The following is a 21613-nucleotide window of genomic DNA, read 5'->3' as shown; positions in this document are numbered from 1 at the left end:
CGACTTTTCGAGAATTATTTTCATTGGCACGATCTGGAGGCCTTTACCGCCTCAGCGCCGGCCCACCGTGACCCAGTAGCGGGTGCGTCGCTGGATGGTGACCGGCAGGCTGTCCTGCAGCATGGCCAGCACCTGGTCGGTGTCGCCCAGCGGGTAGGAGCCGCTCAGGCGAATACCTGCAACAGCAGGGTCGCAACGCAGCAGGCCGGGGCGATAGCGATCCAGCTCGGCGAGAAAGTCCGCCAGACGCATGCGCTCGGCCACCAGATAGCCATCGACCCAGGCGCCGTCGTTCACGTCCAGCGCCTGCGGAGCGCTGACGCCGGCCGCGCCGATACGGGCCTGCGAGCCGGCTTCGATCACCCTCGCCTCGCCGCCGGCCAGCGAACTGGCGGCGACGCGGCCCTGGGTCACCGCCAGCAAGGTGCCGCGTCCGTCGTGCTCGCGGCGGACACGGAAGCGCGTGCCCAGCGGTTGCAGCACGGCGTCGCCGCTGACGACCCGCAACGGCCGCCCGGCGCTGTCGCGGGCGGTGAGAATCTCGATCTCGCCGTAACGCAGGCGCAGCTCGCGAACGTTGTCGGTGTAATGCAGGTCGACCGCCGTGGCCGTGTTGAGCCACAGCTGGGTGCCATCGGGCAGCGTGCGCTGCGTACGCTCGCCGGTTGCGGTGTGGTAATCCGCCATGGCGCCCTGCACCCAGGGCGTATCGCGTCCCTGCCAGGCCAGGCCACCGAGCAGGCCGAAACCGACCAGCACCTTGAGCGCCTTGCGCCGGTCCATTTCGTCGTAGTGCCGGCGCCCGGCCAGTTGCCGCAGCAGCGGGTCAGCCAGCCGCCCGGCGTGGCGCTGCAGGCCCAGCGGGATGCTGCTCAGGCGCTGCCAGGCACGCTCGTGCTCGCTGTCGGCCTCGCGCCAGAGCAGCAACTGGCGCTGCTCGGCCTCGCTCATGCAGCCCGACTGGGCCAGGGTGAACCAGGCAATCGCCTGGTCGCGGATGACATTGGAAATCGGCCGGGAATCGCCGTCGCGGGACATGGCGCTCATTCGAACCGGCACGCGTAGCAGGCGGTGAAGGCCTTGCTCATCGCCTTCTGCACCTGGTTGACGCTCAGCTCCAGGCGCAGGGCGATCTGCGGGTAGGTCAAGCCGTCCAGCTGCGACATCAGGAAGATTTCCCGCACTTGCGGCGCGAGGCCGTGCAGGAGTTCGTCGATTTCCATCAGCGCTTCGATCAGCAGCAGGCGCTCTTCCTCCGAAGGCGCCACCGCCTCAGGCCGTGCGGCCAGCGCTTCCAGGTAGGCACGCTCGACCGCCTGGCGGCGCCAGCGGTTGATCAGCAGGCTGTTGGCGATGGTGGCGAGATAGGCCAGCGGCTGGCGCAGTTCGGCGATGGCGCTGCGCGAGCGCATCACGCGCACGAAGGTGTCCTGCGCCAGGTCCTCGGCATCGGCGTGCTCGCCCAGGCGGCGGCGCAGCCAGCCCTTCAGCCAGCCGTGGTGGGCAATGTAAAGCCGCTCAACATCCCTTTCGAATGCCCGCTCGCTGTCCATGAACGTCCAGTTTTGTTAAACATGATAATCGTTCTCAACAATACTGGATTTGCCCTGCCCTGCGCAATTCGGCCGAACGCTGCAGGGAATGATCACCGCCTACAGGCGGAAGATCATTCCCTGCCCCGCCTCAGGGCTTGATGGCGATCTTCAGCACGCCGTCACGCTGATGGGCGAACAGGTCGTAGGCCTCGACGATGTTGTCGAGCGCGTAGTGGTGCGTCACCAGCGAGCCGAAGTCGGCGCGGTTCGACTCGATGATGCTCATCAGCCGGCGCATGCGCTCCTTGCCGCCGGGACACAGCGCGGTGTTGATGCGGTGGTCGCCCAGGCCGGCGGCGAAGGCGGACAGCGGAATCTGCACGTCCTTGGAATAAACGCCCAGGCTCGACAGGGTCCCGCCCGGCTTGAGCACTTTCATCGCCTGTTCGAAGGTACTCGGCAGGCCCAGGCACTCGATGGATGAATCGGCGCCGCGCCCTCCGGTAAGCTTCATCACCTCCTCCACCACGTCGCACTGCGTGAAGTCCAGGGTGACGTCGGCGCCCATGTTGCGGGAGATGTCCAGCCGGTGCGCGTTACCATCCACCGCAATGATGGTCGAGGCTCCCAGCAGGCGCGCACCCGCCGTCGCGCACAGGCCGATCGGCCCCTGGGCGAAGATGACCACGGTGTCACCGATGCGGATGTTGGCGTTTTCGGCGCCCTTGAAGCCGGTGGACATGATGTCGGGACACATCAGCACCTGTTCGTCGGTGAGGCTGTCCGGAATCGGCGCAAGGTTGCCTTCGGCATCCGGTACGAGAACATACTCGGCCTGAGTGCCATCAATCAGATTGCCGAAGCGCCAGCCGGCGGTGGCCTTGTAGCCATGGCAGGCGCAGCGGCCGCTCTCGATCAGGTAGCTGCCGTCCTGCGAGGGCACGCCGTCCTGTGCGGCATAGGAGTTGAAGTTCGGGCAGATCGCGCCGGCGATGACCCGCTGGCCTTCGCGGTAGCCCTTCACGGCGCTGCCGAGCTTCTCGATGATGCCGACCGGTTCGTGGCCGACGGTCAGCCCCTTCGCCACCGGGTATTCACCCTTGAGGATGTGCACGTCAGTGCCGCAGATGGTGGTCGTGGTGATGCGGATCAGCGCGTCGTTGGGACCGATCTCCGGGATGGGTTTGTCCGCCAATTCGATGCGGCCCGGCTCCACAAAGATCGCCGCTTTCATCATTGCCATCGCTCTTTCTCCTTGCTCGGAATGCGCCATGGGTGCCCATGGCCGGAGACGGCGCGGACCGCTGGATCACCGCGAGCCGGCCGACCGGACCAGTGTGCGCGGCCGGGGCGAAGTCCGGTTGATGCATATCAAGAGCGGGGGAAGCTCGCCCATCGGCCTGTCTGCCGCCAGGCGATTGGCCACTGGCGACCCGATGGAGCATTGACCCGGATGGCCGGAAAACAAATCGCGATCTGCCCGCCGGTCTACTCGCACTCCAGGCTGTAGCCGACGCCGTACACCGAGCGGATCGGATCGACCGCCGGGGTGATGGCGGTCAGCTTGCGCCGCAGGTTCTTCACGTGGCTGTCCACGGTGCGGTCGGCGACCACCCGGTGGTCCTGGTAGATGTGGTTCATCAGTTGGTCGCGCGACAGCACCTGCCCCGGCCGCGCCGCCAGCGCGGCAAGCATGCGGAACTCCACCGGCGTGAGGTCCAGCGCGATGCCCTGGTAGCGCGCGTGAAAGGTGCGCGCATCCAGCTCCAGCCCGAAGCTCGACGCGTGGGTGCCAGTACGCCGCAGCACGGCCTTGACCCGCGCCACCAGCTCGCGTGGCGAGAAGGGTTTGCAGATGTAGTCGTCGGCGCCCAGTTCCAGGCCGAGCAGGCGGTCGATCTCGTCGACGCGGGCGGTCATCATGATGATCGGCAGGCGGCTGAAGCCACGCAGCTCGCGGCAGATATCCAGGCCGTCGCGGCCCGGCAGCATCAGGTCGAGCAGCATCAGGTCGTAGTGTTTCTGGCGAATCGCCGGGACCACTTCCAGGCCGTCGGCGATGTGCTCCACCTCGAAGCCCGCGGCGCGCAGGTAGTCGCCCACCAGCGCGGCCAGCTTGGGTTCGTCTTCCACCAGCAGGATCTGTCCTTGGCTCATGCTTCAGCTCCGGCGACCGGCAGTTCCAGTGTCAGCAGCAAACCGCCCAGCGCCGAGGCTCTGGCGCTCAGCTTGCCGCCATGCACCTCGGCGATGCCCCGGCAGATCGCCAGCCCGAGCCCGGTGCCGCCACTGGCGCGGTTGCGCGAACGCTCGGCACGGTAGAAGCGTTCGAACAGGCGCTCCAGCGAAGCGGCATCCACCCCCGGCGCGCTGTCCTCGCATTGCACCAGCACGCGCTCGCCGTCGCGCAGCGCACGCAGCACCGTCTGCCCGCCGCTGTCAGTGTAGCGGCGGCTGTTTTCCAGCAGGTTGTGCAGCAGCTGGCCCAGACGCGATTCGTCGCCGAGCACCCACAACGGCTGCTCCGGCAACTCCACGCGCAGGGTCAGGCCGCGCTCGGCGAAGCTCGCCTGGAAGGCCTCGGCCACCACCGGCAGCAGCACGCGCAGGTCGATGCGCTCGCGGCGGTAGGTCGGTCCGCCGACTTCGGCCAGTGACAGGTCGAACAGGTCGTCCACCAGCTTGGTCAGCGCGCCTACCTCGCCCTGCAGCGAGCGCAACGCGGTGGCGTCCAGCGGGCGAATGCCGTCCTCCATGGCCTCCAGCTCGGCGCGCATCACCGCCAGCGGCGTGCGCAGTTCGTGGGAGATGTCGGCCATGAAGTCACGGCGCATGCGCTCGTTGCCGGCCAGGGTCGTGGCCATGCGGTTGAAGTCGCCGGCCAGTTGCCCGGCTTCGTCCTGCGAGCGCACCGGCACCTGGATCGCATAGTCGCCGGCCGCCAACTCATGGGTGGCACGCGCCACCTCGCGGATCGGCCGCAACAGCGCGCGGCTCAGCCACCAGGCGATCACCGCGGTGCCCAGCAGGCAGGCCAGGCCCACCAGCAGGCTGGAGCGCAGCTGGTTGAGCTGGAAGCGCCGGTCACCAACGCTGGTCACCGATTGCAGCGGTGCCAGGGCCATCCAGCCGACCACGTGCCCTTGATGGTTGATCGGTCGCAGCAGCATGTCGCCGGCGGCGGCGCGGTAGCCGATGATCGGCTTGCGCTGCTCGTCCAGCAGGGCGAAGCGGACGAAGGCACCGGTGAGGTCGGAGACGGTGAGCAGGCTGGGATCGAAGGTCTTGTCGTCCTTGATGTCGTCCGGGCGCAGCAGTTCGAACCACTGGTCCTGGTCGCGGCGGATGAAGTCCCAGCTGCCGTTCTGCGCGTAGGCCTGCTCGATGCGCGGGACGATGCGTTCCATGCGTTCCTCGGCCTGCTGGTTGAGGTAGCCGAGGAAACCGTACTTCAGGCTCAGGTAGGCGGCGAACACCATGCCCAGCACGGCGAAGGCGCACACCGCGAGCATAGCCAGGAAGAACTTGCTGGAAAGACTGACTTTCATGGCACCGCCGGGGCAATCGAAACTGCCGTCATTGAAGCGCGGCACCCCGCATGGGGCAAGGCGGCACGGGCAATCTCCCACTTTTCTGCACAATGACTGCACATTTGCCGAGCAGCCTGGATCGTGAAAATCATTCCGGTCCGGAGTCCCACGGATGTCCTCCTTCTTCCCCTCGTTTTCCCCCTTGTCGCGTGCCCTGTTGCTGGGCACCGGTCTGTTCGTCCTCGGCGGTTGCCGCGATGAGAGCGCCGCCCCCACCCTGCCCGTGCAGGAAGTCGCGGTGTACCACGTCGCCAGCGCGCCCCAGGCCCTGAGCACCACCCTGCCCGGCCGCGCCAGCGCGCACCTGGTCGCCGAGATTCGCCCGCAGGTGGGCGGCATCCTGCTCAAGCGCCTGTTCGAGGAAGGCGCGACGGTGAAGGCCGGCCAGGCGCTCTACCAGATCGACCCGCAGACCTACGAGGCCGCCCTCGCCCAGGCCGAGGCCAGCGTTACTTCGGCGCGCGCCACGCTCAAGGCGGCCGAGCTGAAAGCCAAGCGCGATGCGCAGCTGGTGAAGATCGACGCCATCAGCGCCGAGGACAACGAAAGCGCCCAGGCCTCGCTGCTCGAAGCCCGCGCCAGCCTGCAATCGGCGCAAGCCGCGCTGCGCACCGCGCGGATCAACCTCGGCTACACGAAGATCAACGCGCCCATCGCCGGCCGCACGTCCACCTCGTCGGTCACCGCCGGCGCGCTGGTCACCGCCGAGCAGACCACCGCGCTGACCACCGTGCAGCAGCTCGACCCGATCTACGTCGACTTCACCCAGCCCAGCACCACCCTGCTGCGCCTCAAGCGCGAGCTGGCCGAAGGCAAGCTCACCCGCGCCGAGGAGAAAGACGCCGCGCGCATCAACCTGCAGCTGGAGGACGGCAGCACCTATGCCCACGACGGCACCCTCACCTTCAACGGCGTGAGCGTGGATGAGAGCACCGGCAGCGTGACCCTGCGCGCCCTGGTGCCCAACCCCGACGGCCTGCTGCTGCCGGGCATGTACATCAAGGCGACGCTGCAGGAAGGCGTGCAACAGGACGCCATCCTCGTACCGCAGCAAGGCGTCAGCCGGGACGAACGCGGCGGCGCCACCGCGCTGGTGGTGGTGGACGGCAAGGTCGAGCAGCGCGAGCTGACCCTGGACCGAGCCGTGGGCAATCGCTGGTGGGTGAGCAAGGGCCTGGAGGATGGCGACCAACTGATCGTCCAGGGGCTGCAGAAGGTCCGCGTCGGCCAGCCGGTGCAGGCCATCGACTGGAAGAGCGGCAACGCCGGCGACACCAGCCTGACCGCCCGCAACGACAGCACCGACTGAGGCCCACGCCATGGCACGCTTCTTCATTGACCGGCCGATCTTCGCCTGGGTCATCGCCATCCTGGTGATGCTCGGCGGCATCCTTGCCATCTACCAGCTGCCGCTGGCGCAGTATCCCAACATCGCGCCGCCGCAGATCAGCCTCAACGCCACCTACACCGGCGCCTCGGCCAAGACCATGGAAGACTCGGTGACCCAGGTCATCGAGCAGCAGATGACCGGGCTCAACGGCCTGACCTACATGTCATCCAGCAGCAGCTCGGCGGGCAGCGCCAGCATCACCCTGACCTTCGAGGCCGGTACCGACGTCAACACCGCGCAGATGCTGGTGCAGACCAAGCTGGAGCAGGCCAAGGCGCGCCTGCCGGAAACCGTGCAGCAACAGGGCATCGAGATCCGCAACTCGGCCAGCGACTTCCTGATCATCGTCTCGCTGGTCTCGGACAATCCCGAGGTCAGCGCCACCGACATCAGCGACTTCATCTCCAGCACACTCTACGACCAGATCAGCCGGGTCAACGGCGTGGGTGAGGTCACCACCCTGGGCTCCAGCTACGCCATGCGCATCTGGCTCGACCCGGACAAGCTCAAGCAATACTCGCTGATGCCCTCGGACGTCAGCAGCGCACTCACCGCGCAGAACGTCGACACCTCCGCCGGCCAGCTCGGTGCCCTGCCCGCCCGCCCCGGCCAGCAACTCAACGCCACCCTCAGCGCGCGCAGCAAGTTGCAGACCGCCGCGCAGTTCCGCGACCTGGTGCTCAAGTACTCCAGCAATGGCGCGGTGGTGACTCTGGCCGACGTGGCCCGCGTGGAACTGGGCAGCGAAAGCTACGACGTGGTCGCCGAACACAACGGCCGGCCCTCCGGCGGACTGGCCGTGAGCCTGGCCACCGGCGCCAATGCGCTGGACGTGTCCGAAGCCGTGCAGGCCAAGCTCGCCGAGCTGGAAAAATTCTTCCCCAGCAAGCTGCAACTGCGCAGCGAGGTCGCTTACAACACCGCACCCTTCGTGAAGATTTCCATCGAGGAAGTGGTCAAGACGCTGTTCGAAGCCATCGCCCTCGTCGTGCTCATCATGTACCTGTTCCTGCAGAACATCCGCGCCACCCTGATCCCGGCCATTGCCGTGCCGGTGGTGCTGCTGGGCACCTTCGGCGTGCTCGCGCTGATGGGCTACTCGATCAACACCCTGACCATGTTCGGCATGGTCCTGGCCATCGGCTTGCTGGTGGACGACGCCATCGTGGTGGTGGAGAACGTCGAGCGGATCATCGCCGAGCAGGGCCTGTCGCCCCGCGAAGCGACACGCGAGTCCATGGGCGAGATCAGCGGTGCGCTGATCGGCATCGCCGTGGTGCTCTCGGCGGTGTTCGTGCCGATGGCGTTCTTCGGCGGCTCCACCGGCGTGATCTACCGGCAGTTCTCGGTGACCATGGTCGCCGCCATGGCGCTCTCGGTGCTGGTCGCGATGACCCTCACCCCGGCGCTGTGCGCCACCCTGCTCAAGCCGAACGCGAAGCACGGCGAACCACGCCGTGGCTTCTTCGGCTGGTTCAACCGCACCTTCGAGCGCGGCTCGCGTGACTACCAGCGCGGCGTTGGCGCCGTGCTGGCGCGCCCGCTGCGCGCGCTGCTGATCTATGCGCTGGTGCTGGGCGGCGTGGGTGTGATGTTCCACAAGCTGCCCACCGCGTTCCTCCCCGACGAGGACCAGGGCATGCTCATGATGATGATGACCTTGCCGGTGGGCGGCACCGACGAGCGCCTGCAGGACGTCACCCGCGAGGTGCAGCAGTACATGCTGCAGCAGCCGGAAGTCGCGTCGGTGCTCACCGTGCGTGGCCTGGGCAACGGCGGCAACGCGCAGAACTCCGGGCGCGGCTTCATCAAGCTCAAGGACTGGAGCGAGCGCCAGGGCGACGAACACACCGCCGCTGCCGTGGCCCGCCGCGCCAACATGGCGCTGTCGAAGATCCTCGACGCCAACGTCTTCGTCATCTCGCCGCCGGCGATCCAGGGCCTGGGCGAAAGCTCCGGCTTCGACATCCAGCTGCAGGACCTCGCCGGCCTCGGTCACGCCGAGCTGCTCAAGGCCCGAGATACCTTCCTGCAACTGGCGGCCAAGGACCCGCGCCTGGCCAACGTGCGCGCCCAGGGCCTGGAGGACACCCCGCAGCTCAACGTCGACATAGACGACCGCAAGGCCGGCGCCATGGGCGTGGCCTCCAGTGACATCAACGACACCCTCAGCGCAGCCATGGGCGGCAGCTACGTCAACGACTTCCTCGACGCCGGCCGGGTGAAGAAGGTCTACCTCCAGGGCGATGCCGACAAGCGCATGCAGGCCGAGGACATCGGCGACTGGTACGTGCGCAATTCCAGCAGCGCCATGGTGCCGCTGTCGGCCTTCACCAGCACCCGCTGGAGCACCGCCTCGCCGCTGCTGGAGCGCTACAACGGCTTCGGCTCCTACGAGCTGGTGGGCGAACCGGCGGCCGGCGTCAGCTCCGGCGACGCCATGGCGGCGGTGGAGCAGATAATGACCCAGCTGCCCGAAGGCATCGGCTACGCCTGGACCGGCCAGTCCTACCAGGAACGCCTCGCCGGCAACCAGGCGCCGCTGCTCTACGCCATCTCCATCCTCTTTGTGTTCCTCTGCCTGGCAGCGCTGTACGAGAGCTGGTCGGTGCCCTTCGCAGTGATGCTGGTGGTGCCGCTGGGCATCCTCGGCGCGCTCCTGCTGACCGGTGTTCGCGGGCTGTCCAACGATGTCTACTTCCAGGTCGGCCTGCTGACCACGGTGGGCCTGGCGGCGAAGAACGCCATCCTCATCGTCGAGTTCGCCAAGGAGAACCACGAGCGTGGCCAGGACCTGCTGGCGGCCACACTGGAGGCCGTCCGGGTGCGCCTGCGCCCGGTACTGATGACCTCCCTGGCCTTCATCCTCGGCGTGCTGCCGCTGGCGCTTTCCAGCGGTGCCGGCGCTGGCGGGCGCCAGGCCATCGGCACCGGTGTGCTTGGAGGGATGCTCGCCGCGACCCTGCTCGGCCTGTTCTTCATCCCCCTGTTCTATGTGCTGGTGCAGCGCCTGGCCTCGCGCCGCAAAGCCACCCGCGACGTCACCGCTGCAGGAGAAGCCTGATGCGTCTTTCCCCGATTCCCCTGGTCCTGGCGATGTTGCTCGGCGGCTGCGTGAACCTCGCGCCCGACTATCAACGCCCGGACGCCCCGGTGGCCAGCCAGTGGTCCACCGCTACCCCGACCGGCCAGGCCAGCGCCGATATCGCCTGGCGCGAGCTGTTCGTCGATGCCCGCCTGCGCGACACCGTCGCCCGCGCCCTGGCCAACAACCGCGACCTGCGCGTGGCGGCGCTGAACGTCGAGTACCAGCAGGCGCAGTACCGCATCCAGCGTTCGGCGCTGTTCCCGGCGGTCTCCGCCACCGCCGACGGCACCCGCCAGCGCTCGGTCTCCGATGGCAGCAACGCGGTCAGCAGCCAGTACAGCGTCGGCCTCGGCGTGAGCAGCTACGAGCTGGACCTGTTCGGTCGCCTGGGCAACCTGAAGGACGCCGCGCTGGAGGACTACCTGTCCCTGGAGCAAACCCGGCGCAGCACGCAGATCAGCCTGGTGGCCGAAGTCGCCAGCGCCTGGATGACCCTGGCCGCCGACCAGCAACTGCTGACCCTGGCGAAAGAAACCTACGCCAGCCAGCAGAAGACGTACGAGCTGACGCAAAAGAGCCATGGCCTGGGCGGCCAGTCCGGGCTGAGCCTGGCGCAGTCGCTGAGCACCGTGGAGTCGGCCCGCGCCGACGTGGCCAACTACGCAAGCCAGGTCGAGCAGGACCGCAACGCACTGGAGCTGCTGGTGGGCGAACGCCTGGACGACAGTCTGCTGCCGGGCGATGCGAAACTCGACGCCGCGCTGCTGGTCAATGTTCCCGCCGGCCTGCCCTCGACATTGCTGCAACGCCGCCCCGACGTACTGGCCGCCGAGCACACGCTCAAGGCCGCCAACGCAGACATCGGCGCCGCGCGTGCGGCGTTCTTCCCCAGCGTGACCCTGACCGCCAGCGGCGGCAGTGCCAGCAGCGAGCTGTCCGGGCTATTCAAGTCCGGCAGCCGCGCCTGGAGCTTCGCCCCGTCGATCAACCTGCCGATCTTCAACGCCGGCAGTAACCGCGCCAGCCTCGACGCGGCAAAGATCACCCGCGACATCGACGTGGCCAAGTACGAGAAGACCCTGCAGACCGCCTTCAGCGAAGTCGCCGACGCCCTCTCGGTACGCGGCCACATCAGCGAACGCCTCGACGCCCAGCGCAGCCTGACCCAGGCCACCAGGAAGAGCTACGACCTGTCGCTGGCGCTGTACAAGCAGGGCTCGCAGAGCTTCCTCGAGGTGCTCGATGCGCAACGCTCGCTGTACTCGGCACAGCAGACGCAGATCACTCTGGAGCTGTCCGAGCAGGTCAACCGGGTGACCCTGTACAAGACCCTCGGTGGCGGCTGGCAGGGCTGAATGCCGGGCGGATGAATCGGTCGGCGCCTGCGGAGGTTACAATGGCGCCAACACCGATTTCCCGGAGCCCGCTGCAGATGTTCACCCTCGCCATCCTCGACACCTCTCCTCCCGAATCCCTGAAGAGCCAGGTGCTGCAGATGGTGGTGGACTATTTCAGCGACATCAGTCCGGTGCCGCTGACACCGAGCAACCCGCTGTTCCAGCTGTACCAGTACGTGATCGGCTTCGAGGTACACCTGTACCTGCAGGCCATGGACGGTTCCCCGGAAAGTCCCGCACGCCTGATCCTCGCCCTCGACGACGAAGACCCGTCGCAGGTGCTCGGCTTCGCCCTCTACCTGCCGAGCCAGGACGACGCCGAGGCCTGCACCCTGGCCTACCTCGCCGTCCAGGCCAGCCACCGCCGCCGGGGCATGGCCCGCGCCATGCTGCAGAAGATGACAGCACACCGCCCCCACGCCGAACTGGCCTGCGCGGCGGGCAAGGTGCCGGTCTTCGAGGCGATGGGCTTCCAGGTCCTCGCCGCCCAGGGGCCGCATGTGCTGATGAACACCCGCGACCACCGCTCCGACGGCATGGTCGCCGTGCAGGACCTGGCGCCGATCTACCAGTCCAAGGAAGTGCGGCAGATCCACACCTACCTGGTAAAGCAGAACGGCAGCAAGGCCATGCGCGAGGCCGAGAAGAAACGCGACCGCCTGCTCGACCAGATGACCTGGCAGGCGCAGGAACTGGTGAAGGCGCGCTTCCCCACCCTCCACTGAGTGCCTTCTGCTGCCCGTCTGGCCGCCCCTCGACAGACCGGCACTCCATCTGTTGCACCCATGGCGCAGTCCAGCTGCCGCCTTCATCAAGGAACGACGAATAACATGGATGAAACTTTCCAGGGGAGCTGCCTGTGCGGCTCGGTCAGGTATGCAGCGACCACAGCACCCAAGGCTGTCAGCCATTGCCATTGCAGCCAATGCCGAAAAAGCCACGGAGCGGCCTTTGCCAGCTACGGCAGCGTGCCGCGCGGGGATCTTCGAATTCTGGCTGGTGCGGGGGGCATCCGATCCTATTCGTCGTCGGTCGGTGTGCTGCGTCAGTTCTGTTCCAACTGTGGTTCTTCGCTGTTCTGGTCAACGAGCCAAGGGGAGTTTTCCGATTGGATTTCCATAGCCCTTGGCACGCTGGACAGCGCCTTCGAACCGGCCAGACAGAAGCATGTCCATGTCAGTAACCGAGCTTCATGGCTGCGGTTTCAAGAGTCCTGATCTGACAATACATATCCGGTTCAGCAGGCAGCTAACGGCCAGGAGCGGACACTGAACACAGCACATTTATAGCGCTTGTGCTTCACTCGCCAACTGGTCACCGCTTCTCGCCTGTCGGTAAAGAGATGTCCAACTTAACCCGAGTCACCTTGCTGCTGCTCGCGTGCGTCATTGGAGGCTCTTTCGCACTCCTCGGCGTAACGTTCACTTTTGCTGTCGAGCCACAATCCTCACGAATCGCCATTGCTGCCTGGGTGGCGATAGGCGTCGCGTTCAGCTTTCCTGCTTGGCTTCCGGCCGTTGTCCCAGCTCGTTTGAACCGGCTGCATGTCTCGGTGCGGCGTGTTTGTGCGATCTTGCTGTGTTTCCCCGCTCAGTTGTTTGCATCCACCGTCGTCAACCAGCTCGGTCGAATGCATAGTCACCAGGAAAGCAATCCAGCCATTCTCGCTGAGGGGATGTCTCTGACGTTGGCCTGCCTGCTGGCACTGGCCTTACTTTTGAAAAGTGATGTTTTGCGCTTCATTTCCTGGTGGCGAAAGCCAAAGCTAGCGCGCTGACTGTCGTCGATAGGTGGGGCTGCTATGGGTCGGTAACCGCCCCACATCAAAGGCACCAATCGGCCGGAAGCGGGCGTATGACCAGATGCCCCCACGGCTGTTCCCGCCACTGAATCGCAGTACTGGCAAGTGAGGTTGGTATCAAGAGTCACCCGTTCGAGGCGGAGCATGCGCAGAGTCGATCAGGGCTGAGCGGCTTTCTGTAATGGTCTAACTCTTCCGTAGGACGAATAACCCGCCGTGTTTTCCGCATTCCTTCCAGTCGAGGCGAGTCATCCTGCATACGCGCACCGCTTGGACTGTCACCCTCTCCCACCTTTCCTGAGCCTGGCTCCTACGTCGCGAAGCATCCTTCCGGCGCGGCGCTGGCCTCCGGGAAGTTCCTGACTCGCCATCGGCATTGCGGTCCTACAAAGCCTCTGCTTAGCGTTTCCTCCGCCACGGAACAGCCGTGGCCAGGTGTGGAAACCTGTTTGGATACCGCTTTGCCGTAGCAGGAACGGCCCAGTCTTTTACCAGGCTGGGTCACCCCTGGCTGTCTATGGCGGACCGTGTGAGGCGGGCTTCGGCCCGGCCGGTCTTTGGCGGTAATCCACCGGTTTCCACCCTTGCACGGTCCGCCTCCCTTCCCTTTCGGAGGCGGTTTTCTCGCTGTACTTCCTGCCCTGCGCACGGAGAACGCCATGACCCCAAGGATCGATTTCCCGGCCAATTCCGGCCTGATTGCCCAGACCTTTCACCGTTTCGACCGTACCCTGCGCGCGCTGATGATCGACCACCAGGCCTGGTTCGTCGCCCGCGACCTGGCGCGCCTGACCAACACCCACTTCAGCGCCCGCGTGCCGCGCAAGCTCGACCCGGACCAGTACCGCTGGGAGCCGTTGGCCGGCTGCCGCGAGGACGAATTGCTGGTCAGCGAAAGCGGCCTGTATACGCTGCTGTTGCTCTACTTTTTCCACCCGGAAAACCGCAACCTGCGGCAGTGGCTGAGTAACGAGGTGGTGCCGGTGCTGCGGGATTCGCGGCTGCAGCAAGGCAACGGCCCGCGCTATTTCCAGCGCAGGGTGCAGGACCATCCGCTGGCCTTGCTCGAATGGCAGGGCGGCGTATGGATGCGTGTAGGTGATGCGGCGAGACTGCTGGAGGCGGAAGCCCGGGCGTCACGCTGAGGCCCTGCGCGGATCTGCCACAGTTTCAGCCCGCCTCTGTGCGGGCTTTTTGAAGATCGGATATCGTCCTGCGGTAACCCAAACGACCGCAGAGGCGGACTCCCCATGAACATCGTCATCCCCGATGACTACCAGGACGTGATCCGAACGCTGGACTGCTACAGCCAACTGACCGGGCACGACGTGCGCGTGCTGCATGACCTGGGCCCCGCTTCGGCGGACGAGTTGGCCGCGCGCTTCGCCGATGCCGACGCGCTGGTGCTCACCCGCGAGCGCACCCGTATCGACGCCGCGCTGCTCGACAGGCTGCCCAGGCTCAAGCTGATCAGCCAGACCGGCAAGGTGTCCGGCCACCTCGACCTGGACGCCTGCACCGAGCGCGGCATCGTGGTGACCGAGGGACGAGGCTCGCCCGTGGCGCCCGCCGAACTGGCCTGGGCGCTCATCCTCACCGCGCGCCGGCAACTCGTTCCGGCTATCGAAGCGTTCAAGGCCGGGCAATGGCAGGTCAACCTGGGCCACGCGCTGGCCGGGCAGACGCTGGGCATCTGGGGCTACGGCAAGATCGGCCAGCGTCTGGCGCGCTATGCGCAGGCGTTCGACATGCCTGTGCTGGTCTGGGGCAGCGACAACAGCCGGGCCGCCGCCATCGCCGATGGTCATCAGGCGGCTGCTTCGCGCGCGGCCTTCTTTGCCGAGGCGGATATCCTCAGCCTCAACCTGCGCCTGTCCGAGAGCACCCGTCATGGGGTCACCTTCGCGGACCTGGCAGGCATGAAGCCCAGCGCCCTGCTGGTGAACATCAGCCGCGCCGAGCTCATCGCTCCTGGCGCGCTATTGCAGGCCCTGAACGCCGGACGGCCTGGCTACGCGGCCGTGGACGTCTTCGAACAGGAGCCGCTGCTCGCCGCCGACAACGACCTGCTGAAGCATCCCCGCGCGCTCTGCACCCCACACCTGGGGTACGTGGAAAAGAACGGCTACGAGCTGTACTTCGGCGATGCCTTCGACAACGTGGTGGCGTTCTTCGGCGGAGCACCGAAGAACATGGCGAACCCACAGGCCCTGGCGAACAGGCGGGCGGAAAACTCCTAGCGGAAACCGCTTCGCCCCCGCACTGCCGTGCCAGGATGCAATACAGGCAGCTGAAAGGCGCCGCCGGCAGACAGCAAAACGTCGGTGCGCCGCCTTCCCAAGCGCCAGGGGCGCCCGGCAAGATGGACGCATTCGCCGCCGCTTTTCGGTGGCCCTCTTCTGCCTTGTGCCACCGGAGTCGTATGCAACCGCGCGACCTTGCCGCCTATCTGTTCCTTGCGATCGGCTGGGGGCTGTCCTTTCTCGTGCTGCTCAAGGCCATCGCCGGGTTCGGCTGGGTTGGCGCAGTCAGCTTCCGCGCGCTGATCGCCAGCTTCACGTTGTTCGCGGTGGCCAAACTATCCGGGCGCCGGCTGAATTTCGAAGGGTTGTGGAAGCCGCTGTGCGTGGTCGGCGCGACCACGGTGGCCGGCCAACTGATCGGCATGACCTACGCCACACCGCGCATCGGCACCGCCATGGCGGCGATCTTCGTCGCCGGCATTCCGCTGTTCTCCATGCTCATCGGCCGCCTCTGGGGCCTGGAGCGCATCACCTGGAGCGGCCTGGGCGGGTTGGTGCTGGGCTTCTGCGGGATGGTGCTGCTGGTGGGCTTCCCGGCGGTGCCGATCACCCACGAGTTCATCCTCGGCAGCGCGGCCTCGGTGTTCGGCGCGGTGTGCGCGGCCTTCGGCAGCAACTACGCCAGCCTCAAACTGCGTACCGCCGGGCCCTGGGAAGTGACCTGCGGCGCATTCGGGATCGGCGGGTTGCTGACGCTGCCCCTGCTGATCTGGGTGCCGGTGCCGGGCACGCCGCAGCCGGTCGACTTCCTCTTCTTGCTGCTCTGCGGCTGCGTGCTCAGCGCGGTGAACTACGTCGTCTACTTCCAGCTCGTCGCGCGCATAGGCGCCACGAGAACCATCAGCGTGGAGTTCGTCGTCACCGTGGTCGCCGTGCTGGTGGGTGCGCTGGTGCTGGGCGAAAGCCTGTCGCTGATGCAGGGCGTGGGCGCGCTGATCATCCTGCTCGGCTGCGCCCTGGTGCTTGGGATACTGCCCGGCACCAAGGCGCGCGCCGTCACTTAGCCGGCCTGCACCTGGGCGACGCCGGTTGCGGCGTCGTCGCGGTCGATCACTTCCATCGACAGGCGCGAGGTTTCGCGCAGCAGCCAGGAGCACACTGCCACCAGCAAGAGTGCCCCCGCGCCGTAGAGTGCCACGCCGAACGGGTTGCGCCCGGTGGCGATGAGGATGGCGGTGGCGATGCTCGACGCCGTGCCGCCGCCCAGCGCCGCGCCGATCTGGTAGCTGAAGGAAATCCCCGAGTAGCGCATTTCCCGCGGGAACTGCTCGGCGAGGAAGGCCGGGATCGGCCCCTGGGTCGCACCCATGAAGAAGCCCACGGCGACATAGGCCAGCAGCGCCAGCGGCAGATTGTGCAGGCCAATCAGCGGGAAGAAGGCGAACAGCCCGAGGGCCATGATGGCCGCGCCGAAGATCATCACCGCGCGGCGGCCGAAGCGATCCGACAGGTGCCCGAAGAACGGCGCGGAGGCGACTATGGCCACCGACAGCGAGAAGTCGAACAGCAAGGCATGGCTGCTGCTGTAGCCGATGTCCGTCGCGTAGGCGAGGAAGAAGGTGCTGCCGATATAGGCAATGGTGACGTAGCCGAAGGCGATGCCGATGCACAGCAGCAGCTCGCGCGGGCGACGGCGGAAGGCTTCCATCAACGGCATGCGCGCCTCGGCTTGCGGCGTGGCCTTGGGCTGCGGCGCGGTGTTCTGCAGGCGCGCGTAGAGACCGACCAGCACCAGCAGGCCGCCGAGCCAGAACGGGATGCGCCAGGCGATGCCGCTGAGGTCGTCGTCGAAGGCGAAGCTGACGATGGCGAACACCGCCGAACCGAAGATCCCGCCAATGCCGATGCCCATGCTCGTGAAGCTGCCCCACAGGCCACGACGCCCCTTGGGCGCGACCTCGATGCCGAACAGCGCTGCCCCGCCCCACTCGCCGCCGGCGGCGAAACCCTGCACCAGGCGCAGCAGCACCAGCAGAACGGGCGCGGCCGCGCCGATGCTGGCGTGGGTCGGCAGGAAGCCGATCAGCAGGGTGCTCAGGCCCATCAGCACGAGGGTGGCAACCAGCGCCTTCTGCCGACCGTAGCGGTCCCCCAGGTGGCCGAACACCACGCCGCCCAGCGGGCGGGCGAAGAAGCCGGCGCCGAACGCCGCGAAGGCGACCAGCACGGCGGTCAGGCGATCCATGCCGGGGAAGAACAGCTGCGGGAAGATCAGTGCGGCGGCGTAGCCGTAGATGACGAAATCGTAGAACTCCAGCGCGGTGCCCATGCCGGAGACGCAGAAGGTGCGAAAGGCCGAGCGCGAGCCGGGAGCTGCGGGCGTGTGGTCGATCATGGCGGTTCACTCTTGTTTTTGTGGCAACACGAAACCCGCGCGGCGGCCGGCGGGCCGTTACGGGGCGTTGGTTTGGCAAGTGGTGATACGTAGGGCGCACAATCCAAAACGGGTTATCCGCCGTAGCTTGGCGGCGGATAACGCTGGCGCGTTATGCGCCCTACGACGGGAGTAGGAGCGTCAGAACCGCAGGAACCCCTCATCCGCCAGCTTCTTCGGCGTGCCGGCCACGTACTCCAGCGCGCAGCCAGTGGTATCCAGGCCGATGCTCAGCAGGGTTTCCCAGCGATCGGTGTCCGGCTCGGACATGTCCGGGTGGAAGCACACCACCGCCTGGTCGCCGTCTGCGCCGCAGAAGGCGTCGGCGCGCTCGCGCAGGGCCTTGCCAGTCATACCGGAGGTGGCGGCCTTGAGGTGCTCCAGGCGCGCATAGGTGGTGGACACGTCCGCCGTGCGCTCACCCCAGCTCAGTTCGCCGTCGAGGAAGTGGTTGGTGTGCAGCAGCCAGCCATCCTCGCGCGGCACCACCACGGCGGTGTGCGCCGGGCTCATCTCGATGCTGGCGGCACGGGCACGGACGTCATTGCGGGTGAAGACGGTCAGCACGGTGGACGCACTGACCCGCGCCGAGCGCGCCATGTCGATGGCCTCGGTAACGCTGGTGGCTTCTTCCAGCACGCGGCGGGCGATGGCATGCACCGGCACACCGGCGCTGCCGTCGTCACTGGCGTGGTGCAGGATGTTGAAGTGCACGCCAAGCCCTGCGCTGTTCACGCCGATCTTGCCGAGCATGCCGAACTCGGTGAACAGCTTGGCGGTCAGGCCGGTGCTACCGGTGAAGCCCAGCAGCAGGCCGTGGGGCACCAGGCTGTCGTGCCAGTCCCAGGTCTGCAGGCTGCGCGGGGCAGCCGCGCCCGCCGGGGCATAGACGGAGGTGGAGCACTCGCCTTCCACCGGTTGCTCGGGCATCACCGCGAGAATTTCGGTCCTCGCATTCAGCGCCGCCAGCTGCCACAGCGGCAGTCCGACGCCCAGGGCCAGGCCTTCGACTTCCCTGGCCAGGGCCGGGCACCAGTCGGCCAGCGCCGCGAGGCTGGCTTCGCCGATGGCGCGCGCCTTGTCCAACTCCACGCCGACGCGCGGGAAGAAGTCCAGGTACAGCGCCACGGTCTGGCGGATCTGCTCGGCGAAGGTTTCGCCGATCTGCCGGCCACGATGCAGCGGGTCGCGGATGTCGGTGGTGAAGGTATGAAGAATCACGGCAAGGCTCCTGCAATTGCTTTTTAAACGGGCCGGAGCGCGGAGCGCTCCGGTTGGATCAGAGTTTGTCGCCTGGACGACTATAGACTTCGCGGCCGGCGAACCAGGTCTTGAGCACCCGCGTGTCGCGCAGTGCTTCGGGCTTGACCGTGAACACGTCGCGGTCGAGCAGGATCAGGTCGGCCTGCTTGCCCGGCTTGAGCGAACCGATGCTCTGTTCCAGGCGCATGGTGCGCGCGGCATTGAGGGTGTAGGCCTGGAACATGGTCTGCCGGTCGATGTCCTCGGCGGCGTTGAGCACGCCCTTAGGGCCGACGCGCTGGATCGCCTGGTAGATGGCCTTCCAGGGATCAGGCGTGGTAATCGGCCAGTCGCTGGCGCCGGAAAGGGTCGCGCCGTTCTTCAGCAGCGAGCGCGCCGGGTACATGTGCAGGAAGGCCATGGCGCTGACGTAGGGCTTGACCAGATCGACGCTGTTTTCGTCGGCCGCGGCCCAGTACAGCTGCATGGCGGCGATCACGTCGAGCGCCTTGAAGCGCGGGAAGTCCTTGGGGTTGACCATCTGCAGGTGGGTGATCGAATGCGGGATGCCGCTGTGGCGGTCCTTGCGTGCCTGCTCGATGCCGTTGAGCGACTCACGCACTGCGCGGTCACCGATGGCGTGGATGTGCACCAGCCAGCCACGGGCGTCGGCTGCGCTGACCAGCTCGCCGAAATGTTTGGGGTCGATCAGCAGTTCGCCGTATTTTTTCGAGTTGCTGTAGGGCTCGAGCATCGCCGCGCTCTGCGCCGGCACCTCGGCCACACCGTCGGCGAATACCTTGATGCCCGGCAGCGTCAGGTTGGGAACATCGATGAATTGCTGGCGCACCTTGTCCAGCTCGTCGAGGTCGGCGGGGGTCGCCCTGGAGTCGGCCATCAGTAGGGCGGCGACGTGCGCGGTCAGCCCGCCCTCTTGCGCCAGCATCCTGTAAGCCGGCAGCACGCCGACGGAATCGTTGTGGATGTCGCCGCCGGGGTTCTCGTTCGCCAGGGGTTCCATCCAGGCGGTGATGCCCAGTTCGTGGTAATAGCTCTGGGCGCCCTTCAGGGCCTTGAGCAACTCGTCGTTGCTGGCCAGCGGCAGCAGCGCCTGCACCGGGTAGAGGCCGGCATCCACCAGGAAGCCGTTGGGCTTGCCATCGGCGCCGTGGCCGATAGTGGCCTGCTCCTCACCCTTGAGCGCCTTGACCTTGGCCGCGTCGATGCCGGCGAGGTCGAGCAACGCCTGATTGGCCCAGCCGGTGTGGTAATCGCCGCCGGCCAGGAGGATCGGCTGTTTCGCCCATTCACCCTGGTTGAAGCGCTGCTGCAACTCGCCGAGCTCGTCCCAGTAGGCCGTCGGCACACCGCCGACAGAGAGGAACTGGCCACGCCGCGCACGGCCGTCGTCGCGCCACTGGCGCAGCTTGCTCTCGAACTCGGCGAGCGGCAGGTCCTGGTTGTCCAGGTTGGCCTGGAGCATCTGCAGGCCGCCCTTGACCAGGTGGGTGTGGGCGTCGATGAAACCGGGCATCAGCACCTGGCCGTGCAGATTGATGACCTCGGTCGCCGATTGCTGCAGCTTGAGGATCTGCGCGTCGGAGCCGACGGCGAGGATGCGACCGTTCTCCACCGCCACCGCCTGTTGCAGCGACTGGCCAGGTTCGGCGGTGTAGACCTTGCCTCCGTGGAAGATAAGGTCGGCGGCGGCCATAGTTTCCATCGAGGAAAAAGCACAAGCCGCCGACACCAGCGCCGGAATCAGTAGTTTCATCGCAGAGCCTTCGTTATTGTTGATCTGTGACGAAGGTTAAGCAAAAGCCCCGGCGGCTTTAACACTGACTTCCCGCACAACTTCTGTTCCTGTCAGGAAGCAATACCAGGAAGCAATCCATGGACAAGATGACCGCCCTCACCATGTTCGTCGCCACCGCCGACCACGGCGGCTTCAGCCGCGCCGCCGAGCAGCTGGGCAAGACGCCATCAGCGATCACCAAAGGCGTGGCGCAGCTGGAAGCCGAACTGGGTCAGCGCCTGTTCGAGCGTACGACTAGACGTATGGCGCTGACCGAGGCTGGGCACATCTACCTGGACGGCGCGCGCTCGGCGCTGATGCAACTGCAACGCGCCAGCGAGGAAGTCGAGCAATTGCAGACCGAACTGCGCGGCAGCCTGCGCATCGTCTCACCGCCCTCCTTCGCCCCGGCCTTCTTCAACGCGGTGTGCTGCCGCTTCCTCCGCGAGCACCCGCAGGTGCGGCTGGAAGTGGACCTGCTGGACGAGTTCGTCGACCTGGTGGAAGGCGGCTACGACATCGCCCTGCGCGACGGCCCCATCGACCTGCCGGACGTGATCGCCCAGCCGCTGCTGGAGAACCGCCTGATGCTCTGCGCCAGCCCGAAGTACCTCGCGGAAAAGGGCCTGGACGTGACGCTGGAGAACTACGAGGAGCACGACTGGCTGATCTTCCGGCACCCGCTGCTGAACCGGAATTTCTGGTGGGTGCAGAGGGACGGCGAACGCATCCGCATCCGCCAGCCGGTGCCGCGCATCGCCAGCGACAACTACGACTTCCTGCTCTCGTGCCTGCTCGATGGCCAGGGGCTGCAGTTCCTCCCGCAATGGAGCGCACTGCCCTACCTGGAAAGCGGCGAACTGGTGGAACAGCTCCCCGACTGCTGGCGCGACCAGAGCGCCTTCGGGCCCTGGGTGCATGTGCTCTACCTGCCGCACCGCCGCAGCACGCGCAAGGTGCGGGTGTTCATCGACTACCTGCGCGAGCATCTGCAGGGGAAGGGGTTGGTCTGACAGCGCCTTGGTTTCACCGTATGAGCGCAACGTAGGATGGCGTGGAGCGCAGCGATACCCATCAATGCCTCACACCGGCAGCATG

The 21613-nt window shown here is 66.5% G+C and carries 18 protein-coding genes; 10 read left to right on the top strand and 8 right to left on the bottom strand.

From position 1 onward, the window contains the following. Positions 1–51: 51 nt before the first annotated feature. The 5 genes from IB275_RS12850 to IB275_RS12830 form a co-directional block, all read right to left on the bottom strand. Complete coding sequence (locus IB275_RS12850; protein WP_225610450.1) at positions 52–1038, bottom strand: FecR domain-containing protein; 987 nt, start codon at positions 1036–1038, stop codon at positions 52–54. 5 nt (positions 1039–1043) lie between these two features. Beyond that, positions 1044–1553: a sigma-70 family RNA polymerase sigma factor gene (locus IB275_RS12845; protein WP_192295290.1), complete on the bottom strand. Its 510-nt coding sequence runs from the start codon at positions 1551–1553 to the stop codon at positions 1044–1046. A 130-nt stretch (positions 1554–1683) separates the two neighbouring features. Beyond that, positions 1684–2778: an NAD(P)-dependent alcohol dehydrogenase gene (locus tag IB275_RS12840; protein WP_081518434.1), complete on the bottom strand. Its 1095-nt coding sequence runs from the start codon at positions 2776–2778 to the stop codon at positions 1684–1686. A gap of 245 nt (positions 2779–3023) precedes the next feature. Beyond that, positions 3024–3692: a response regulator gene (locus tag IB275_RS12835; RefSeq protein ID WP_192295289.1), complete on the bottom strand. Its 669-nt coding sequence runs from the start codon at positions 3690–3692 to the stop codon at positions 3024–3026. Further along, positions 3689–5083 (bottom strand): ATP-binding protein, encoded by a 1395-nt coding sequence (locus IB275_RS12830; protein ID WP_192295288.1) that lies wholly within the window; start codon positions 5081–5083, stop codon positions 3689–3691. Before IB275_RS12830 ends, IB275_RS12835 begins: the two co-directional genes overlap by 4 nt. 154 nt (positions 5084–5237) lie before the next feature. Between IB275_RS12830 and IB275_RS12825 the strand changes: the two genes are divergently transcribed. From IB275_RS12825 to IB275_RS12785, 9 genes are all read left to right on the top strand, one after another. Then, positions 5238–6434, top strand: a complete 1197-nt coding sequence (locus tag IB275_RS12825) for an efflux RND transporter periplasmic adaptor subunit (RefSeq protein ID WP_192319072.1) — start codon at positions 5238–5240, stop codon at positions 6432–6434. A 10-nt stretch (positions 6435–6444) separates the two neighbouring features. Further along, entirely contained in the window at positions 6445–9579 is a 3135-nt protein-coding gene (locus IB275_RS12820; RefSeq protein ID WP_192295286.1) for an efflux RND transporter permease subunit, read from the top strand. Then, the gene (locus tag IB275_RS12815) at positions 9579–10958 is read left to right on the top strand and encodes an efflux transporter outer membrane subunit (RefSeq protein WP_192295285.1); all 1380 of its coding nucleotides are present in this window, start codon (positions 9579–9581) and stop codon (positions 10956–10958) included. Before IB275_RS12820 ends, IB275_RS12815 begins: the two co-directional genes overlap by 1 nt. Positions 10959–11035: 77 nt before the next feature. Continuing rightward, positions 11036–11725 (top strand): GNAT family N-acetyltransferase, encoded by a 690-nt coding sequence (locus IB275_RS12810; RefSeq protein ID WP_192295284.1) that lies wholly within the window; start codon positions 11036–11038, stop codon positions 11723–11725. Between the two features lie 105 nt (positions 11726–11830). Then, the gene (locus IB275_RS12805) at positions 11831–12217 is read left to right on the top strand and encodes a GFA family protein (RefSeq protein ID WP_192295283.1); all 387 of its coding nucleotides are present in this window, start codon (positions 11831–11833) and stop codon (positions 12215–12217) included. A 125-nt stretch (positions 12218–12342) separates the two neighbouring features. Beyond that, the gene (locus IB275_RS12800; protein WP_192295282.1) at positions 12343–12777 is read left to right on the top strand and encodes a hypothetical protein; all 435 of its coding nucleotides are present in this window, start codon (positions 12343–12345) and stop codon (positions 12775–12777) included. A gap of 683 nt (positions 12778–13460) precedes the next feature. After that, on the top strand, positions 13461–13946 hold the full coding sequence (locus tag IB275_RS12795) for a BRO-N domain-containing protein (RefSeq protein WP_192295281.1): 486 nt from the start codon (positions 13461–13463) through the stop codon (positions 13944–13946). Positions 13947–14051: 105 nt separating this feature from the next. Continuing rightward, positions 14052–15041 carry a D-2-hydroxyacid dehydrogenase family protein gene (locus tag IB275_RS12790; protein ID WP_192295280.1) on the top strand — a complete coding sequence of 330 codons (990 nt, stop codon included), beginning with the start codon at positions 14052–14054 and terminating at the stop codon, positions 15039–15041. 182 nt (positions 15042–15223) lie between these two features. After that, complete coding sequence (locus IB275_RS12785; protein WP_192295279.1) at positions 15224–16108, top strand: DMT family transporter; 885 nt, start codon at positions 15224–15226, stop codon at positions 16106–16108. Here the strand turns inward: IB275_RS12785 and IB275_RS12780 are convergent. The 3 genes from IB275_RS12780 to IB275_RS12770 form a co-directional block, all read right to left on the bottom strand. Beyond that, entirely contained in the window at positions 16105–17439 is a 1335-nt protein-coding gene (locus IB275_RS12780; protein WP_192295278.1) for an MFS transporter, read from the bottom strand. The two genes, IB275_RS12785 and IB275_RS12780, sit on opposite strands and share 4 nt — an antisense overlap. Before the next feature lie 180 nt (positions 17440–17619). Beyond that, a complete protein-coding gene (locus tag IB275_RS12775) occupies positions 17620–18699 on the bottom strand; it encodes a C45 family autoproteolytic acyltransferase/hydrolase (RefSeq protein WP_192295277.1) in 1080 nt (359 codons plus the stop codon). A 58-nt stretch (positions 18700–18757) separates the two neighbouring features. Then, complete coding sequence (locus IB275_RS12770; protein WP_192295276.1) at positions 18758–20494, bottom strand: amidohydrolase; 1737 nt, start codon at positions 20492–20494, stop codon at positions 18758–18760. Between the two features lie 119 nt (positions 20495–20613). Here IB275_RS12770 and IB275_RS12765 point away from each other — a divergent pair, with 119 nt between their 5' ends. Further along, complete coding sequence (locus IB275_RS12765) at positions 20614–21528, top strand: LysR family transcriptional regulator (RefSeq protein WP_192295275.1); 915 nt, start codon at positions 20614–20616, stop codon at positions 21526–21528. Positions 21529–21613 lie beyond the last annotated feature (85 nt).

The organism is Pseudomonas sp. PDM21, from assembly GCF_014852505.2.
Classification (GTDB): domain Bacteria; phylum Pseudomonadota; class Gammaproteobacteria; order Pseudomonadales; family Pseudomonadaceae; genus Pseudomonas.
This window is presented reverse-complemented; position numbering and strand designations above follow the sequence as displayed.

Excerpts from the sequence above, each read along its gene's own strand:
- IB275_RS12850 (WP_225610450.1), bottom strand. The coding sequence starts at position 1,038 with ATGTCCCGCGACGGCGATTCCCGGCCGATTTCCAATGTCATCCGCGAC.
- IB275_RS12845 (WP_192295290.1), bottom strand. The coding sequence starts at position 1,553 with ATGGACAGCGAGCGGGCATTCGAAAGGGATGTTGAGCGGCTTTACATT.
- IB275_RS12840 (WP_081518434.1), bottom strand. The coding sequence starts at position 2,778 with ATGGCAATGATGAAAGCGGCGATCTTTGTGGAGCCGGGCCGCATCGAA.
- IB275_RS12835 (WP_192295289.1), bottom strand. The coding sequence starts at position 3,692 with ATGAGCCAAGGACAGATCCTGCTGGTGGAAGACGAACCCAAGCTGGCC.
- IB275_RS12830 (WP_192295288.1), bottom strand. The coding sequence starts at position 5,083 with ATGAAAGTCAGTCTTTCCAGCAAGTTCTTCCTGGCTATGCTCGCGGTG.
- IB275_RS12825 (WP_192319072.1), top strand. The coding sequence starts at position 5,238 with ATGTCCTCCTTCTTCCCCTCGTTTTCCCCCTTGTCGCGTGCCCTGTTG.
- IB275_RS12820 (WP_192295286.1), top strand. The coding sequence starts at position 6,445 with ATGGCACGCTTCTTCATTGACCGGCCGATCTTCGCCTGGGTCATCGCC.
- IB275_RS12815 (WP_192295285.1), top strand. The coding sequence starts at position 9,579 with ATGCGTCTTTCCCCGATTCCCCTGGTCCTGGCGATGTTGCTCGGCGGC.
- IB275_RS12810 (WP_192295284.1), top strand. The coding sequence starts at position 11,036 with ATGTTCACCCTCGCCATCCTCGACACCTCTCCTCCCGAATCCCTGAAG.
- IB275_RS12805 (WP_192295283.1), top strand. The coding sequence starts at position 11,831 with ATGGATGAAACTTTCCAGGGGAGCTGCCTGTGCGGCTCGGTCAGGTAT.
- IB275_RS12800 (WP_192295282.1), top strand. The coding sequence starts at position 12,343 with ATGTCCAACTTAACCCGAGTCACCTTGCTGCTGCTCGCGTGCGTCATT.
- IB275_RS12795 (WP_192295281.1), top strand. The coding sequence starts at position 13,461 with ATGACCCCAAGGATCGATTTCCCGGCCAATTCCGGCCTGATTGCCCAG.
- IB275_RS12790 (WP_192295280.1), top strand. The coding sequence starts at position 14,052 with ATGAACATCGTCATCCCCGATGACTACCAGGACGTGATCCGAACGCTG.
- IB275_RS12785 (WP_192295279.1), top strand. The coding sequence starts at position 15,224 with ATGCAACCGCGCGACCTTGCCGCCTATCTGTTCCTTGCGATCGGCTGG.
- IB275_RS12780 (WP_192295278.1), bottom strand. The coding sequence starts at position 17,439 with ATGATCGACCACACGCCCGCAGCTCCCGGCTCGCGCTCGGCCTTTCGC.
- IB275_RS12770 (WP_192295276.1), bottom strand. The coding sequence starts at position 20,494 with ATGAAACTACTGATTCCGGCGCTGGTGTCGGCGGCTTGTGCTTTTTCC.
- IB275_RS12765 (WP_192295275.1), top strand. The coding sequence starts at position 20,614 with ATGGACAAGATGACCGCCCTCACCATGTTCGTCGCCACCGCCGACCAC.